The organism is Verrucomicrobiota bacterium, from assembly GCA_016200005.1.
Classification (GTDB): domain Bacteria; phylum Verrucomicrobiota; class Verrucomicrobiia; order Limisphaerales; family PALSA-1396; genus PALSA-1396.
In genome coordinates this window covers 1-17,248 of record JACQFP010000049.1, presented here as the reverse complement: position 1 = coordinate 17,248, position 17,248 = coordinate 1, and the positions used below count along the sequence as shown (strand labels likewise).

General features: G+C 58.1%; 15 protein-coding genes and 1 pseudogene. 11 read left to right on the top strand and 5 right to left on the bottom strand.

The annotated features are described in order from the left end of the window. Window positions 1-55 precede the first annotated feature (55 nt). Window positions 56-598, bottom strand: a complete 543-nt coding sequence (locus HY298_17825) for a GNAT family N-acetyltransferase (protein MBI3852120.1) — start codon at window positions 596-598, stop codon at window positions 56-58. 148 nt (window positions 599-746) lie between these two features. Here HY298_17825 and HY298_17820 point away from each other — a divergent pair, with 148 nt between their 5' ends. From HY298_17820 to HY298_17780, 9 genes and pseudogenes are all read left to right on the top strand, one after another. After that, window positions 747-1,874, top strand: a complete 1,128-nt coding sequence (locus HY298_17820; protein MBI3852119.1) for a DegT/DnrJ/EryC1/StrS family aminotransferase — start codon at window positions 747-749, stop codon at window positions 1,872-1,874. A gap of 89 nt (window positions 1,875-1,963) precedes the next feature. Beyond that, window positions 1,964-2,530 (top strand): hypothetical protein, encoded by a 567-nt coding sequence (locus tag HY298_17815; protein ID MBI3852118.1) that lies wholly within the window; start codon window positions 1,964-1,966, stop codon window positions 2,528-2,530. A 26-nt stretch (window positions 2,531-2,556) separates the two neighbouring features. Beyond that, window positions 2,557-3,627 carry a Gfo/Idh/MocA family oxidoreductase gene (locus HY298_17810; GenBank protein ID MBI3852117.1) on the top strand — a complete coding sequence of 357 codons (1,071 nt, stop codon included), beginning with the start codon at window positions 2,557-2,559 and terminating at the stop codon, window positions 3,625-3,627. A 253-nt stretch (window positions 3,628-3,880) separates the two neighbouring features. Then, window positions 3,881-4,666, top strand: coding sequence for a glucosamine-6-phosphate deaminase (gene nagB, locus HY298_17805; protein MBI3852116.1), 786 nt, complete (start codon window positions 3,881-3,883; stop codon window positions 4,664-4,666). 168 nt (window positions 4,667-4,834) lie between these two features. Continuing rightward, window positions 4,835-6,112 carry a Gfo/Idh/MocA family oxidoreductase gene (locus tag HY298_17800; protein MBI3852115.1) on the top strand — a complete coding sequence of 426 codons (1,278 nt, stop codon included), beginning with the start codon at window positions 4,835-4,837 and terminating at the stop codon, window positions 6,110-6,112. A 3-nt stretch (window positions 6,113-6,115) separates the two neighbouring features. Further along, window positions 6,116-6,363 (top strand): annotated as a pseudogene (locus HY298_17795) (type II toxin-antitoxin system HicA family toxin). Continuing rightward, a complete protein-coding gene (locus HY298_17790; GenBank protein MBI3852114.1) occupies window positions 6,364-6,585 on the top strand; it encodes a type II toxin-antitoxin system HicB family antitoxin in 222 nt (73 codons plus the stop codon). Between the two features lie 135 nt (window positions 6,586-6,720). Further along, a complete protein-coding gene (locus HY298_17785; protein MBI3852113.1) occupies window positions 6,721-8,199 on the top strand; it encodes a sulfatase-like hydrolase/transferase in 1,479 nt (492 codons plus the stop codon). Window positions 8,200-8,356: 157 nt separating this feature from the next. Continuing rightward, entirely contained in the window at window positions 8,357-9,769 is a 1,413-nt protein-coding gene (locus HY298_17780; GenBank protein ID MBI3852112.1) for a DUF2723 domain-containing protein, read from the top strand. A 10-nt stretch (window positions 9,770-9,779) separates the two neighbouring features. Here the strand turns inward: HY298_17780 and HY298_17775 are convergent, their stop codons facing one another. Then, a complete protein-coding gene (locus tag HY298_17775) occupies window positions 9,780-11,042 on the bottom strand; it encodes an MFS transporter (protein MBI3852111.1) in 1,263 nt (420 codons plus the stop codon). A 272-nt stretch (window positions 11,043-11,314) separates the two neighbouring features. Between HY298_17775 and HY298_17770 the strand changes: the two genes are divergently transcribed. Next, window positions 11,315-12,646 carry a sulfatase-like hydrolase/transferase gene (locus HY298_17770; GenBank protein ID MBI3852110.1) on the top strand — a complete coding sequence of 444 codons (1,332 nt, stop codon included), beginning with the start codon at window positions 11,315-11,317 and terminating at the stop codon, window positions 12,644-12,646. A gap of 96 nt (window positions 12,647-12,742) precedes the next feature. Then, window positions 12,743-14,119 (top strand): aspartate aminotransferase family protein, encoded by a 1,377-nt coding sequence (locus HY298_17765; protein ID MBI3852109.1) that lies wholly within the window; start codon window positions 12,743-12,745, stop codon window positions 14,117-14,119. On the opposite strand, the gene HY298_17760 is transcribed toward HY298_17765, so the two are convergent. The 3 genes from HY298_17760 to HY298_17750 all read right to left on the bottom strand — a co-directional run bounded on the left by HY298_17760 (window position 14,037) and on the right by HY298_17750 (window position 16,969). Continuing rightward, window positions 14,037-14,861, bottom strand: a complete 825-nt coding sequence (locus HY298_17760) for a sulfite exporter TauE/SafE family protein (protein MBI3852108.1) — start codon at window positions 14,859-14,861, stop codon at window positions 14,037-14,039. The two genes, HY298_17765 and HY298_17760, sit on opposite strands and share 83 nt — an antisense overlap. Next, window positions 14,858-15,292, bottom strand: coding sequence for a hypothetical protein (locus HY298_17755; protein MBI3852107.1), 435 nt, complete (start codon window positions 15,290-15,292; stop codon window positions 14,858-14,860). The genes HY298_17760 and HY298_17755 overlap by 4 nt, the downstream gene beginning before the upstream one ends. Window positions 15,293-15,472: 180 nt before the next feature. Beyond that, entirely contained in the window at window positions 15,473-16,969 is a 1,497-nt protein-coding gene (locus HY298_17750; protein MBI3852106.1) for an excinuclease ABC subunit UvrC, read from the bottom strand. Window positions 16,970-17,248 lie beyond the last annotated feature (279 nt).

The window sequence follows — 17,248 nt, the reverse complement described above, 5'->3', positions numbered from 1 at the left end:
GGCGGAATTCATGGTGGCAGACTACTCCGGCAAGCACCGCGGCGGCGAACAAATTTCAACATGAAGCGGAGAGAATCTTCTTCCAAATCGCGTCATCCTCCGCGCTCCGAATCATCGGCTTGAAACCAAAGCGCAGATACAAGCGGATGGCTGCGGCGCGTGCGGTGGACGTGGACAAGTAGGCGCGGCCGTGGCCGAGCTCGCGTAACCGGCGGCAAATCGCCGTCAGCAGTGGCTTTGCCAGACCTCGGCCTTGGTACTCCGGCACAATGGCCACCCAATGCACGCGACCCCACTGCAAGCCTTCAAAACCATCTTTGAACCAAGCCGCGCCCGTGCCAATAACTTCGCCGTGCGGATCAAGCAGATAAAATTGTCGCTCACGTAAAAGTTTTTCGTCCGATCCGAATTCCTGGCGAAAGAGCGCTTGCGTGATTTCATTGTAGCGGTCGGCGACGGCATGGATTCGCAGCCAATGCGCTTCGTCGCCGGCTTGGTACCGGCGCAGCGAAAAGCCGTCGGGCAGCGCGAACTCCGGCACGTTGTCGAGGTGCGCCCGCACCATTTTGACGGGAAGATTTTTTCCAAGGATGCTCACAAGTTTTCAGCGCCCGGCGGCAAGCCCGTTCGGAGTCCCGCCTTCAGGCGGTGAAACGACTTTTGCCTCACGCACCGCCTGATGGCGGAACACCAACCCAGACAAAAAACTTGTCACCTCAGTCTGCCGCCAGTTAGCTTCTCGCCCCATGAAAGTTGAATTCTACGGCCACGTCCGACAATACCAAAACATCCAGAAGGAAATCGACGCCAATATCCAGAAGGTCCTGCTCAGCGGCGCCTACGTCATGGGACCGATGCTCAAGCAGTTTGAAGGCGAACTCGCGGCGTATCACGGCACGAAATACGCCATCGGCGTCGGCAACGGCACCGACGCCATCTGGCTGGCGTTGATGGCGCTGGGAATTGGCCCCGGCGATGAAGTCATCACGCACCCGAATACTTTTTTCGCCACGGCGGAGGCGATCTGGATTGCCGGCGCCACGACCGTGTTCGTCGATTGCGATCCAAGAACCAAGTGCATTGACCCAACCAAGATCGAAGCCGCCATCACGCCGAAGACGAAGGCCATCGTCCCTGTTCATCTCTATGGCCAATGCGCCGACATGGCTGCCATCAAAAAGATCGCCGACAAACACAAGCTCAAGCTGATCGAGGACAACGCCCAATCCATCGGCGCGCGCGGCAACGGCTTCAAGATCGGCGAGTTGAGCGACGCCATGGCCACCAGCTTCATCATTCAAAAGAACCTTGGCTGCTTTGGCGACGGCGGCGCGTTGGTGACGAACAATCCGCAGATCGACGAGCGCGTCCGCAAGCTGCGCAATCACGGCTCGAACGCGCGCAACGTCCACAGCTTCGGCTTCAACAGCCGCCTCGACGACCTGCAGGCCGGCGTCCTCAGCGCGAAGCTGAAACACATCGACGCGTGGAACGATCTGCGGCGGAAGTGGTCGGCGCGCTACACCGCCGGACTGAAGGATTGCAAGTCGATCACACTGCCGGTCGAACTGCCCGGTTATCGGCACATCTTCCATCTCTACGTCGTGGAGACGAAGCAGCCTGCGCAACGCGATCAATTGGTGGATTTTCTGGTCAAGAATAACATTGACGCCAAGACGCACTACTCCATCGCGATTCACCAGCAGGCCGGTTATCCGTGGGGTAAAGGCGCGCGCATCGCGGGCTCAGTCGCCAACGCCGAGCGCAACGCCGCAACTTGTGTCTCGCTGCCGATCTTTCCTGAATTGAAGGAAGACGAAGTGGATTACGTGATCGCCAAGGTCAAAGAATGGGACGCGAGCCAGACCGCTTAGCGCAAAGATGAAAATTCAGTTTTCTGAAGAGCATTTGCGTTGACCTCAGCGGGCAAGTCCGCGTGTGGCAAGCACCGCCGACAGACGCTATGAACGGAAAAATCCTCGCCATACCAAAATCCGAAGTCGCGACGCATTTCGCCATGAACGGGCGCTACGACCTAAAAGTGGTCGCCCCGGAGATGCTTGGCCCGGCCTTGCTCCAGAAATTGTGCTCGGAAGGACGGAAGGCCAAACCGGAGGAACGATTCGAAGGCCATGTCTGGCGTCACGCCGCTCCCGGTGAGGCGAACCCGTTGTGCCTTTCCAGCGATTTTACGGATGGCGAAACTGCGACGGGTACAGCCGGACCGTTCGCGCTCTCTTTCGCCAACGAGAGGGCGGAGCAGGACGAGCATTATCACGAGCATCACGCCGAGATTTATGTGTCGGATCAGCCGATCACCGCGCGTTTCCGTAACGTTGAATCCGAGCAGGTGGAGGAGATTGCGCTGCCCGACGGCGGCGTGCTGGCCGTTTCCGCCAACGTGATTCACAAGGTTTCATTGTCCGGGTTCACCGTGATCATCGAGCTTCCCGCCGTGGCCGGCGACAAGAAGAAAGCTCCGCTGTCGCTGGTTCGATCTCCTGACAATGGAACCGGCGATTGCGTATAAAGTCCGTCTCAACCAATCAATTCATTATGACCAAATATTCCGTTCTCATCGTCGGCATGGGCAAACGCGGCGTCCATCATGCCACCGCGTTCCATGCCAACCCGCGCTTCCAGGTCGCCGGCATTTGCGACATCGACCAAAAGCGTCTCGACGACGCCGCGCCCAAACTCGGCAATCCCGAAAAAAGTCTGGACGCCGCCGCGCTGGCAAAAAAACTCAAGCCGGATGTGTTCTGCTTTTGCACGCTACCCAACTTGCGCCTGGACTTTGTCAAGCTTGGCATTGAGTCCGGCGCGAAATTGATCGCCTTCGAGAAACCGGTCGCGATGACAAGCAATGAGGGTTTGCAAATCAAACAAGCGTTCGACCGCAGCGGCGTGAAGGCGGTCGTGAGCCATCAACACCGCTACGGCGAGCATTACAAGAAGGTACAGGAAATCGTGGCGAGCGGCGCGCTGGGCCGGGTTCACACGGTTTATGGCACGGCCACCGGTTGGGCCGCGCACATGCTCAGCCACCTGATTGATTACACGTGCTGGTTCAACCATTACGAACCGGCCGAGTGGGCGCTGGCCCAGGCCGCGGGTCGCGGCAAGCTCGCCGACCTGCACACGTCGCCCGATTATATCGCCGGCGTGGTGCACTTCAAAAATGGCGTGCGCGGTATTTACGATTGCGGCGGGGGCGCGCCTGACGTGCCAGAAGTTCCGTATTGGTGGCGCAAGTGCCGCATCGGTGCGCAAGGCAGCGAAGGTTTTACTGAAGTGATGACCGGCGGCGGCTGGCGCGCAGTCACGAAGAGCGGCGGCTTTCAGTCAGGCCCTGGCGGGATGGATTACAACTACGACATGCCGCCCTACGTCCAGCAAATGGCCGATTGGCTCGACGATGAAAACAAAATCCACCCCTGCTGCTTCGCCCACGCGTACCAAGGCTTTGAAATCATGTCCTCGCTCTACCGCTCCGCGGCGCAAGGCGGACAGGTCGCCTTGCCGCTGACGAACGGCGTCGATGAAATTGCGCTGCTCAAGGAAAAAGTCCCGGCGAAGAAAGTTATTCTCACGCTTGCTGAAAGCGCGAAGGAATATCCCGCTTGATGGCTGCGGACCGACAAACCCATCACCCTCTCCCCGTCCGCCGGGAAGAGGGTGAGGGTGAGGGGCGCGTTGAACTACATCGTTGCAGCTTGGCGGTACGACAAGCCCACACCTTAAGGAGCATTTGGCCGGCAACGCCTTCAAGAAATTGAGTGACTGAGACAAAGCGGGGGACTGGTTGGTTGATCGGGTTTGCTGTCCGTCCCGGTTTTTCTTCGTGTCCATTCGCGTCCGTTTTGTTTAACTCACCGCGATGGAAGTCATCATACGACCGGACGCCGACGCCGCCGCGGATTTGGTGGCGCAGATCATCGCCAAAGAGTTGCGCGCCAATCCGCACCTCGTGCTCGGTCTCGCCACGGGCCGCACGATGGAATCCGTTTATGCCAAGCTCGCACGCACGCACCGCGAAACGAACCTCGATTTCTCGCTCTGTCGCACGTTCAATCTGGACGAGTACGTCGGCCTGGCTCAGCACGATCCGCATTCCTACCGCCATTACATGAACGAACACCTGTTTCGCCAGGTGGAAATCGACTTGCGAAACACTTATCTCCCCAACGGCCGGGCCCAAGACCTGGAGGCCGAGTGCGCGCGCTACGAAGAGTCCATCCGCAAGTGCGGCGGCATCGACCTGCAACTGCTCGGCATCGGGCGCGCCGGGCATATCGGATTCAACGAACCGCTCTCCGCGCTGCAGTCACGCACGCGCGTGAAGGCGCTCGCGCCCGCGACGATCGCGCAAAACGCCGCGTTCTTCGGCGGGCCGGACAACGTGCCGCGCCGCGCCATCACCATGGGTGTCGGCACCATCCTGGGTTCCCGGCGCTGTTTGTTGCTCGCCACCGGTGACGAAAAAGCGGAAATCATCGCCAAGGCTGTCGAAGGTCCGATCACCGCCATGATCTCCGCGACCGCGCTGCAACTTCACCAACGCTGCACCGTGGTCGTGGACGAATCTGCCGCCCGTCAATTGCGAGGCGCGGACTATTACCGCTGGATCTTCTCCAATGAACCGGAGTGGACCGAGTTCCAATAGAGTTCATCGAGACATGGGCGGTGAAAACGTGAAACGTGAAACGTGAAACGTGATTTGAGAGCCGGCACCAATAGCGTCCGGACGCATGGCGTGGCGAAGAAAATGATTTGCATCTGCCCTGGAAAAAACAAAGCTCAGGCACTTTGAAACGTATCTCTACCACAGGACATGGAACGCACAATTAAAATCGCTCTCATCGGCGCGGGTATGTTCGGTGGCGACGTCCACCTGCGCACCTACGCCGACCTGCAACGCTTTGGCATCGCCGGCCAGCTCGCCCGCCTCGGACTGGATCACCATTCACGTGACTTCGCGGACGTGAAATTTGAGTTGGTTGCCGTTGCCGCCCGAACCGAAGCTTCTGCAAAACGCACGGCCGAATCGTTTTCCAGTTTCACGCATCACGTTTCACGCCCCTACTTCGGCGAGACCCCATGGCTCGATATCCTCCGCGACGTTCCCGATCTCGACGTGATGGCCGTCGCTACGCCGGACAATTTGCACACGCCCGTCATCCTCGCCGCATTGGAGAAGGGCGTTCACGTCGTCACCGAAAAACCCATGTGCCTCGACATCGCTGAGGCAGACCAGATCATCGAACTGGCGCGCGCGAAAAAGCGCGTCGTGGCCGTGGACATGCACAAGCGTTACGACCCCGATCATCTGCGCATCCGCGACGACATTCTGAAGCGCATCGGCCAGCCGCTTTACGGCACAGCGTATCTCGAAGAGCCGCTGGAAGTTTCCACCAGCACGTTCAAGTGGGTTGAGCAGAGCGATCCGTTCAGTTACGTCGGACCGCATTGGGTGGATCTGATTTATCACTACTACAAGAGCAAGCCGGTCTCGCTCACGGCCGTCGGCCAGAAGAAACGCCTCGTGCGCGACGGCATCAACGCCTACGACGCCGTGCAAGTGCGCGTGGATTTCGCCAACGGCATGAGCATCAACTTCCACAACAACTGGATCACACCGCCGGATTTTGAAGGGCCGGTGAATCAGGGCCACGAAATCGTCGGTGCGGACGGCAAGGTGGAGAGTGACCAGCAATATCGTGGCTTCCGCTGGTGGAACAAAGGCGGCGGCTCGCGCACGAGCAACAATCATTTCACGCGCGAAGTGAGACGCCCCGACGGCTCGCAAGCGTACGTCGGCTACGGCGTGGACAGCCTCATCGCCGGACTGGTGGCAATTTGCCGGATGAAATTCTTGAAAGAGTCGCGCGACGCCGTGGCGGAGATTTATCCAACCGCCGAAGAAGCGCGCATCGTTGTCGCCATCGTCCACGCCGCGCGCCTCGTGCGTGATTTGAATTTCAAATACTTGCAAGAAGGCAAAGGTGCGCCAGTGACGGCGCGCTTCGGCAATGACGGCATCACTCTCGTTGATCCTAATCGCGCCAGCGAAGGAAAGGTGTTTCAGCGCATTTACGAGGCGGCGATTTGAAGAATGAACCCGCGCAAGGTTTACGAGAAAATCCTGTCCGGCTCGCGCAATATCCGCTTCGAGGATTTGTGCCGGTTGGCTGTGGCTTTCGGCTTTCGGCACGATCGCACCAGCGGCAGCCACCGCATTTTCCGGCATCCCGCTGGCTTGATGGTGAACTTTCAGCCCGACCGGAACGGCAGGCCAAATTCTATCAAGTGCGACAATTGCTTGAATTGGTGGAAGAAAACGGCTTAACTTTGGGCGACTAGATGAGCGAATATTACATCAATCTTTTCTGGAGCAACGAGGACGAATGCTGGATTGCGGACATCCCGGACTTAAAATTCTGTTCCGCTCACGGTGAGACGCCGGATGAAGCATTGCGGGAAGTCATGGTCGCCAAAAAGGCGTGGCTTGCCAGCGCCAGGGCGCATAAGCAGCGGGTGCCCAAACCGGTTTATCGTCCGGCAATCTATGCGATGCCAGCGTGATTCAGAGCGAATCACAGTTGATACAGGCGGTTGAACAGATTCAGAATCTGTGTGCGCCGGCATCCTGAGGAAAAGCGACTCCTCCGCGACTTGAACTTCAAGTATTCTGGCGAACGCAAGTATTCCAGAAGATTTATGAGAAGCCGATTTGAAGCCCGGGCGAAATTGGGACACACACTTATCGCGCTTCTATTTCTCCTGTTCTTCGGTTTCAACCTGTTACACGCAGCGCCAGCGACGAAGCCCAATGTCGTGTTCATCCTCCTCGACAACGTCGGGCAGGAATGGTTCGGCTGTTACGGCAGCGAGGAGCATTGCACGCCGAACATTGACCGGCTCGCGCAAACGGGCGTGCGCGTCGAACATTGTTACACCCCGCCGGTCTGCGGGCCGAGCCGCATCGTGCTGCTCACGGGTCGCTATCTGTTACGCAGCGGGTTCACCCTCCATCATGACGCGGCGCTCTACAGCGGCGGCGGACTCGATCCCAAACGTGAATTCGTTTTTGCGCGTTCGTTTCGCGACGCCGGTTACGCCACGGGCATCGCCGGCAAATGGCAGATCAACAATCTCTACGACGAGCCGGATGTTCTCCGTCAACACGGCTTCGAAGAACACCTCGTCTGGCCGGGCAGCGTGGATACGAACGAGGTGCCTCCTGCTGAGTTCGCAAAATTCAGGGACGCCATCCGCCGCGAATCCGTGGACGAGACGCTGGCATTCAACCAACACATTGAAAGCCGCTATTGGAATCCGGTGTTCATTCGCAACGGCAAACGCGAAACGCATCCCGACAAATTTGGTCCTGACGTGACGCAGGCGTTCGCGCTCGATTTCATCCGCCGCCATCGCAGCAGACCGTTCCTGCTCTACTACCCGATGTTGCTGACGCACGGCCAGACTTTCACAAAGCCGGTCGTGCCCACACCGCTCAATCTGAACACCAACCGCCCGCACCAGGAAATGTTTGCCGACATGCTGCGTTACGCGGACAAACTGGTCGGCGACCTGGTGCGCGCGCTCGACGAACTCAAGCTGCGCGACAACACCATCGTCTTCGTCGCCAGCGACAATGGCACGGAAAAGGAATTCACCGCCCGGCGCAACGGTCGCGAAGTGCGCGGCGGACTTTACACGCTGACGGAAGCGGGCAGCGAAGTGGTGTTGCTCGCGAACAATCCGAAACTTATTCCCGATGGACGCACGTTGCCACTGGCGGATTTTTCGGACGTGTATCCGACGCTGTGCGAACTGGTGGGTATTCCGCTGCCGAAAGGCGTGACGCTCGATGGCCGGTCGTTCGCTCGCTTTCTGCGAGGCGAACCAAGCGCGAAACCGCCGCGCGACTGGATCTTCAATCAGTATCACACCAACCGCGTCGTGCGCGATGCGCGCTTCAAGCTCTACTCCGATGGCCGCCTGTTCGATGCCAATGCCGATCCTGACGAACAACGCGACCTCGCCGGTAGCGCAGAACCGGGCGCTGTCGAAGCCCGCCAGCGTTTGCAACGAGTTCTCGCCTCATTGCCACCCGACGCGCCGCCGCCGTTTCCGTTGCGGAGTCAGTCCGCGTTCAAGATTCGAGCAGAGCAGCGGGCTAAGGCACAACCGTGACGATGCTCTGCAACCGGCGGCATCAAGTTCGATATCACGGGAGTGGATGATGGGAAAATGTTTTAGCAGATTCACCAGAAAGCAAATTGATATACGAATTTCGATTCCCGCGGTGTCTATTCTGTGAAGGCGATTCCTTACGCTTCGTTTCGACACAGTGAACGACAACACAGAGAATCCGACACCGTCCGATGAATCCCTGAAAGAATCGTTGGCTGCTCTACCCGCGACTTCTGCCGCTACCCGATTCTTCCAACGCTCGGATTGGTTGAGCTTTGCGGTCACGACGACGTTGGTATTGGTGGTGTACCTCTGGACGCTCGCGCCGAACGTGACACTGGAAGATTCCGGCATTTTTTCAGTCGCGGCAATGTACGCAGGCGTGCCTCAAGTACCCGGATTTCCCGTCTGGACGATCTATGGCTGGCTCTTCACGAAGCTATTGCCCTTCTCGAATATTGCCTGGCGCGTGGCCGTGTCCTCCGCTGTGGCTGGCGCGCTGACGTGCGGTTTGATCGCGTTGATGGTGTCGCGCGGCGGGGCGTTGATGCTCGAAGGGATTTCCGGATTGAAGCGGCTCACGTTGAAGGAGGAGAATGTGCTTCGCGTTGTCTGCGGCGCTGTAGCAGGAATGGGACTGGGTTTCGACGGTGCGTTCTGGAGGGAAGCCCTGATCGTTGGCCCATGGCCGTTGAGCGTGTTGTCGTTGTCGGTCTGCATTTGCCTGTTGTTTCGCTGGTTTTATTCGCCAGAGCGAAGGCGATACCTCTACGCCGCAGTTTTTGTTTATGGCGTGACCCTGACTTGCAGCCAATCACTTGCTCCGGCAGTGGTGGGACTACCGTTCGTTGTAGTGCTCGCGGATACCAAGCTGGGCCGGGATTTTTTATCTCTCGCAACCATAGCGTGGGTGGCGGTATGGGTGGAACGTCAAATGGGATACCTTTCCGCGCTCAACCAGCCCGCGTCAATCGCCAGCCCGCTTTGGGCGCTCTACCTCGCCTTCGGCATAATCACAACCACGATCTGCGTCTGCCTTACCGTCAAGACCCGAAGCTTCTTCACGGAATGGAAAGCGATTATGCTCCTGGTCGCGATGTTCCTCCTAGGCCTGTCACCCTACCTTTACGTGCCGCTGGCCTCGATGACGAGTCCGCCGGTGAATTGGGGTTATGCGCGAACGGTGGAAGGTTTCGTCCATGTGCTGACTCGCGGGCAATTTGAACGGACATGGGCGACGGAGGACTTTGCCAAACTCGCGGGGCAGATTCCGATTTATGGCGAAATCACTGTCCGCCAATTTGGCCTGCTCTATGCGATAGTTGCCATGATTCCATTTTGCTTTCTGCACAAGATACGAACATGGGAGCGTAGATGGATGCTCAGCTTGGTGGCGATTTTCTTTGGGTTGTCTTTCCTGATGTTGGTGCTGCTGAATCCGTCGCCTGACCGACAATCTGTGGAGATGGTCGGAATGTTTTTTACCGCGTCACACCTGGTCGTGGCTGTTTGGGTGGGGTACGGGCTGATCTTGCTCGGCTCATTTCTAGCGCGGAAGAAAACCGCTTAGGCGGCCGAACTCAAGGCGCTTCCAAATTTTCCTCTTTCCGACCGGCGATGATGTCCGTGTGTGCCTTCTTCGGCGGGTCGCGGAAGAAGATCAAAAAGATCACCAGCACCGCCGCCGCGCCCCACGCCGGGTAAATCCAGATGCCGTGCCAGTCATGGGCAATCGCGCCTTGCGGTTGCGCGAGCGTGTGCAACGCCTGTGATTTGCCAGCGAGTGTGCTGCCGACAAAATTGCCGACGCCCCAGAGAATGAACGCGATGAAGCCTTGAGCCGCGCCGCGAATCCGCTCGTTGGATTCGTCGTCCACATAGAGTTGGCCGGCGATGAAAAGGAAATCGTAGCAGACGCCATGCAGCAGGATTGCGGCGAAGATGAGTGACGTGGCGAGGCCGGAATTGTTCACGCTGCCGGCGAGCAGGAAATAGCGTGTCACCCAGGCGAGGATGCCGATAAAGATCGTCTTCTTGTAGCCGAGGTTTTTCAGCATGAAAGGCAGCAGGACCAGAAAGATGACATCCGATACCTGCGCGAGGGACATCTTCGCCGCGGTGTATCGCCAGCCGAGTTCCGTGACATACATGTTCATGTTCACGAAGTAGAAATAGAGCGGCACGCAGATGAGAAACATGCACGCGATGAAAATCGCGAAGGACGGCTTCTTCAGCAGCGCGAGGGCGTCGAGTCCGAGGATTTCGCCGAGACGAACGTCTTTGCCGGTCTTCTTCGGCGGCGTGTGCGGCAGCGTCAAGGAGAACAACCCCAGCGCAATGGAAACCGCTCCGGCCAGATAAAACTGCACCGCGGATTGCTCACCCTTGAGCACCAGACTCAGCGTGACACCGCCGGCAATCCAACCGACCGCGGAAAGAGTTTTGACCAGCGGGAAATCGCGTTTCGGGTTCGCGAGATGGTGCAGCGAGAGCGAATTGCCGAGCGCCAGCGTGGGCACATAGGAGGCGCAATAGATGATAAGCACCGGATAAAAGGCGGCAAACGTCGTCAGCTTCGGCAACGTGAACATCAGCGCGCCTCCCAGGATGCCAAGCGCGGCGAGCAGTTTCTCCGAGGCGAAATAACGGTCGGCGATCAAGCCGACGAAGAATGGCGAAATCATCGCGCCGATCGCAAATGCGCCGTAGGCCAGACCGATCTGCCCGCCCTCGAACGCCAGCGTCTTGCCCAGATACGTGGCCATGCTCACATACCACGACCCCCAGATGAAGTATTGGAGGAACATGAAAACGCTGAGTTTGATTTTGAGTGAAGTCTGCATAGCAAATGGAATTGATTGCGTCGAACCGTAGAGACGTTTCGCCGATGCGAGAAGAAGAAAATAACCCAAGGTATGACTGTAAATGCCTGGCAATTGACCGCCTTAGTAAGTTGGAGTTGAAGCTTTAGCTTGTTCGGGTCTTGCCGGCGGCACCAGAGCACGCTAAAGCGTGAACTCCAACGAAACTTGCCCATCCCAGCACTCAGACCCAATAATCCAGGTGACTTTGAAAGTAACTTCCGTCATCTTCACTTCGTCTCACACACAGGATCATGAAAAAACTTCTTACGACCTTGATCGTCGTTTCGGCCGTTGCTTTCAATTCACTCGCGGCAGACAAACCCGCGCGCCCCAATATCGTGTTCCTGTTCGCCGACGATCTCGGTATCGAAGGCATCAGTTGTTACGGATCGGACCGCTTCAAGGACAAGACGCCGAACATTGACGCGCTCGCCAAGACCGGCATCCGATTTGAGCGCGCCTACTCGACACCGTTGTGCGGGCCAAGCCGTTGCCAGATCATGACGGCGCGTTACGGATTTCGCACGGGCGGTTTGACCAATCCAACGGCGAAACAACCATCGTTCAAGAATGAACCGTCCCTGGCTAAGACACTCAAGCAAGCGGGCTACGTCACCGGCATGGCGGGCAAGTGGCGGCAGATGGGAGATTCGCCCGGTGATTGGGGCTTTGACGAGTTCATCACGGACAACACCGCCGGCGGCTGGTATTGGGAGAAGAGTTACACCAAGAACGGCAAAATCGTGCAGGAGGAAAAGGAGGTTTATTGTCCGGATGTGTACCGCGACTTCGCGAAGGATTTCTTCAAGCGGCACAAGGACGAACCGTTTTATTTCTATTACCCGACGCACCTCGTGCATGGGCCGATCGTGCGCACACCGGACACGAAGCCCGGAGTGACGAACCGGGAAACCCTTTACGACGACAACGTCGCCTATCTCGACAAGCAGATTGGCCAGCTTGTCGGTGAACTTGACCGGCTCGGGTTACGCGAGCGGACGCTGATCCTTTTCTCAATCGATAATGGAACGGCGCAACGTTCGTTCACCATTGGCGGCCGGCAGATCAACGGTCATAAGGGCACGATGATGGAAGGCGGTGTGCGCGTGCCGTTGATCGCTAATTGGAAAGGCACGGTGCCCGCGGGCCGGGTGCTCAACGACCTCGTTGATTTCAGCGACTTCTTTCCCACGTTTGCCGAAATCGCCGGCGCGAAAATGCCGGAGGACGTGAAGTTTGATGGGCGTAGCTTCGCCCCGCAATTACGTGGCGAGAAGGGCAATCCGCGCGAATGGATTTACGTTCAGTTGGGCAACAAGTGGTACGCCCGCAATGACGGCTGGAAGCTCAACGAGCGCGGCGAACTCTTCGACATGAAAGACTCTCCGTTTGTTGAGAAGCCGGTCTCTGCCGATGCGCAAGACGCCTCGGCGAAAGCCGCGCGTCGGCAATTGCAGGGCGTCCTCGATCAACTTAATCCCGCGGGCGGCAAAAAAGCGCCGCCACCACCCGACAGACCGGCAAGGCGCGCGAACCGCTTGAACCAGCGATCAAAACCCGCCGCGCCAAACCCGCCGCCTTAGAAACCCTCCGACCGCTTCAGGCCTGGCCCGCGAGGGAGCGATGTGCACTTCCTGCTTTTCATCCGCGCCCATCCATGTTCATCTGTCGTCTCAACTATGGGCAAAGAATTCAGCATCACGCCGCGCAAGGTGCCGCGCGTGGAAACCAAGTATCGTCGCATCGTCACGCCGTTGCCGCATCCGGACTCCGTGCCGACGCTCAAGAAGCTCCGCCAGTTCGAGCCGTTCTCCATGCGCGGCCAGCCGCCGATTGTGTGGGAGCGCGCCGAGGACATTTTTGTCTATGACAAGCACGGCAACCAGTGGCTCGATTGGTCGAGCGGCGTGCTCGTCGCCAACGTCGGCCACGGCGCGCCGGAGATTCGCCAGGCGATCATCGACCAGGTCAACAGCGGGCTGCTGCACAATTACGTTTTCCCCAGCGAAGAACGGGCTGCGCTCGTGGAGTTTCTTGTCGGCCTTGCGCCCGAACCGTTGAAGAAAGTTTTCCTGCTCACCACGGGCGCGGAATCAACTGAGTGCGCCATCAAACTCGCGCGAACCTACGGCATCAAGAAAGGTGGCCGGAAAAAGATCGGCATCGTCGGTTACGAACGCGGATTTCACGGACGCACCCTCGGCGCGCAACAAGCCGGTGGTCTGACGGATGGGAAAGCGTGGATTGTCAACGAAGACCCAGCCATTCTCAACGCGCCGTTCCCGGACGGTTATTGGCAAACGGACACGAGCTTCGACACATTTCTCGCTGCGTTGAAGGCCAAGGGCCTTGAGCCGGACAATGTCGCGGGCGTCATGATGGAAAGTTATCAGGGCGTCGGGCCGGACTTTGCACCGGTAAAATACGTCCGTGCCATGGCCGACTTTTGCCGGAAGCACGACGCGCTGCTGATCTTCGACGAAGTGCAGGCCGGCTTCGGGCGTACTGGGAAATTCTGGGCGTTCGAGCATTACGGCGTGGTGCCTGACCTCATTTGTTGCGGCAAAGGCATCAGCAGCTCGTTGCCGCTCTCGGCCGTGATTGGCCGCGCCGACGTGATGGACTTATTCCCGCCCGGCTCGTTGAGCAGCACGCACACGGGAAATCCTGTTTGTTGCGCGGCCGCGTTGGCCAACCTCAAAAAAATGGTCAAAGAAGATGTGACCGCGAATGCGGCGCGACTCGGACCTGTGCTGCTTGAAGGCCTGAAAAACATTCAATCCCGTCATCCCAAAGTTGTCGGCCACATCAAGGCGCGCGGTCTGGTGGGCGGCATGCAAACGGTGAAGCCCGGCACGAAAGAGCCTGACCACGACCTCGCCCACAACATCATCGAACGCTGCTTTCACAAAGGGCTGCTCTTTTTCTCGCCCGTCGGCGCGTGGGGGCAGACGGTCAAAATCTCCCCGCCACTCACCATTCCCCGCGACGCCCTCGAAGAAGGGCTTGCGGTGTTGTCGGAGGCGACGGATGAGGCGGTGGCCGCACGGAAGTAGGCGACGAACTCAAGAACAACATTTTTGTTCCGGCCACGAACAGAACGGCCGCCAACAATCTGCGAATGGCGATCGGCGGCAGTCGGCGGCTGCCTAGTTCAGACCCCAGCAATCCTCCCAGCAGCGCAGTTGGCGCCCACCAGAGAATTGCTCCCGGCAACATTTTGACGCTCGCCACGTGACCGAGCAGTCCGGCAAACGAATTCACCAGGATGAACGCCGCGGAGATGGCAGCAGTCTGCCGCACTTCCGCCCAGCCCATCAACAGAATCAACGGGCTCAGAAATATCCCACCACCCACGCCCGTCAGGCCCGACAGCAAACCCAGCGCCGCGCCTAGCGCCAAGGCCAACGGGAGTGGGATCGGCTTCGTGGTCGCAGCCGCGGACATGGATGGTGTCACGGCCAGACGCCATGCCGCGAAGAGCAGCACGACGCCAATGATCACCTTGTAATAACCGACCGGTAGTTTCAACGCGCCCCCAACGAAGGCGCAGGGAATTGAACAAACTGCAAACGGCCAGAACAGTTGCCACGAAAAATATCCGGCGTTCCAAAATCGAATTGTTCCGATGGACGCGACGATGAGATTCAGCACGAGCGCCGTCGGTTTCATCACATCAGGCGCCACATCGAACAGGGCCATCGCCGCCAGGTAACCCGACGCGCCGCCGTGCCCGACGGAGGAGTAGAGCAGCGCGGCAATGAAGATCAGGAGCGTGAGGAGCAGCGTTTCGTTCACGTTGTCTGTTTCCACGCTTCGCCGGGCTCCGTTTGCGTCGGCATTTGCCGGACCAAAAGCGGAATGCTCATTTGCTCCTTGTCGTCAAGCGTGATATCAATGGAGTAAAAGCCGGGCGTCTCGAACTTGAGTTGCTGGAGGTTGATGATGAAGTTGCGCGAGATGAAATGCGCTTCCTCCGGCACCGCCACGTCCACGGGAATCGGTGGAAAGTTCGGCATGATGGACCGGCCGTCCTCATCCACGAAGTTGATCGTGAGTTTGTGCGCGCCCTCTTCGGTGTTGGAAAACGTCGCCCGCAGTGCGATCGAGCATTGCGCATGAATGGCGGGGAGCTGTTGCGTGTAGATGGTATCGAACGCGCCGAGGAGATTTAACTTGCCGTTGCTGTCCGTGGCGGCGTCACAGAGCACGGCGACCTGAATGTTCATACGCCCAAGAGGAAGCCACGAATTTCACGAATTGGCACGAATTTCTTTTAGGAGGCAGAATTGGAACACGAGCAATTGTTACAGATGGATCGAGCATTCCTCCTCACCCGGCTGGAAGCCACCCTCTCCCCCCTCCGAGGGGGAGAGGGACGGGGTGAGGGGGCCATTGCGGCGGCGCCTCTATTCGTGTGAATTCGTGTCCATCTGTGGTTCTCTTTCCGAGGCGGTCCGCGCCTCCAAAAACTTCTTCAACTCAGCCGCCGCCTTGCCGCCGAAACCGGGGACTTCGGCGATTTTCTCAACCGTGGCCAGACGCAGCCGTTGCACCGAGCCGAACTTTTTCAACAACGCCGCCTTACGCTGGTCGCCGATGCCGGGAAATTCATCGAGCAAGCTTTCCGAAATCTTCTTCAAACGCAGTTGGGCGTTGTAGGTGTTGGCAAAGCGGTGTGATTCGTCCCGCACCCGTTGCAACAATTTCAGCGCACCAGAATCGTGGCTCAACCGCAAAGGCGCGCTTTGGCCGGGGCGGTAAATCTCCTCGAATTCCTTTGCCAACCCGATGACGGGAATGTGCGCCAGTCCAAGTTTCTCCAGTTCCGCACACGCTGCGCTGAGCTGGCCTTTGCCGCCGTCGATGAGAATCAGGTCGGGAAGTGATGCGTGATGTGTGATGCGTGATGCGTGACCGGAAGGGACTGACTCTTTTGTTTCATTCAACAACCGCGTGTACCGCCGCCGCACCGTCTCGGCCATGCAGGCGAAATCATCCTGACCCACGACCGTCTTCATTTTGAAGCGACGATAATTCGCGCGGTCGGGCCGGCCATTTTTGAAACTGACCAGCGACGCGACGGCAAACGTGCCGCTGATGTTGGAGATGTCGAAACCTTCGATGCGTTGCGGCTGCGATGGCAACCCGAGCGCTTTCGCCAGTTCCGCCAAATCCTTTCGTGGATCAATGGCCAGCGGCAAACTGTACGGCAGACGCTCGAACTTGCTGGTCTTTTGCGTGGTGCTACGCAAGTCCGCCAGCGCATCGCGGATGGACGCTGCCTTTTCGTAGTCCTGCGCACTCGCCGCTTTTTTCATTTCTGCTTCGAGTTGTTGTTTGAGTTCCTCGCATTGGCCGGAAAGGAAATCGCAGGCGGCGACCACCTGTTGCAGATATTGTTCACGCGTCACGTTGCCGATGCACGGCGCGGTGCAGTATTTCAAATTGGCGTAGAGACAATGCTTGTAATCCGTTTTGTTCGGCGTCAATGGACGGCAACCGCGCAAGTTGAATTGTTTGCGGGCGAACGCCAACGTCCACCGCGCCGCGCCTGAATCCGTGAACGGACCGAAGTAACGCGCGCCGTCCTCTTGTTTGATGCGGGTGAACGTAAAGCGCGGAATCGGGTCGTTCAAATTGACCTTGAGCAGGATGAAGCGTTTGTCGTCGCGGAAACTGACGTTGTAGCGCGGATGAAACTCCTTGATGAGTTTGCTTTCGAGCAACAGCGCCTCCGGCTCGCTTTTCACCGTGTGCACATCGAAGTCGTGAACAGCTTCGACCAGCGCGTTGAACTTCAAGTCCCAGCCCATGCGCCGCGATGGATGAAAATACTGGCTGACCCGCTTGCGCAAATCACGCGCCTTGCCGACGTAAATCACCGTCCCGAACCGGTCCTTCATCAAATAGATGCCGGGCTTGTGGGGCAGATCGTTCAACTTTTTGCGAATGTGTTCCGTCGCAGGCACGCCGGAATTTCAGCGCAAAGCCGCCAAGGCGCAAAGAGATTTTCTCGGCTTGGTTTGCAAGCCTATCTAGGTATTGAACCCAGCCGCTGCGCGGCGAACCTGCCGGGCAACTTGACTCTGCTGGATTATTGGAGTATTGCTCCGCGAATGAGCCGCCAGCGCGTCAGTTTTTGTTCGAGAATTAAATCTCACTGGTCACCTTGATGAAAATCT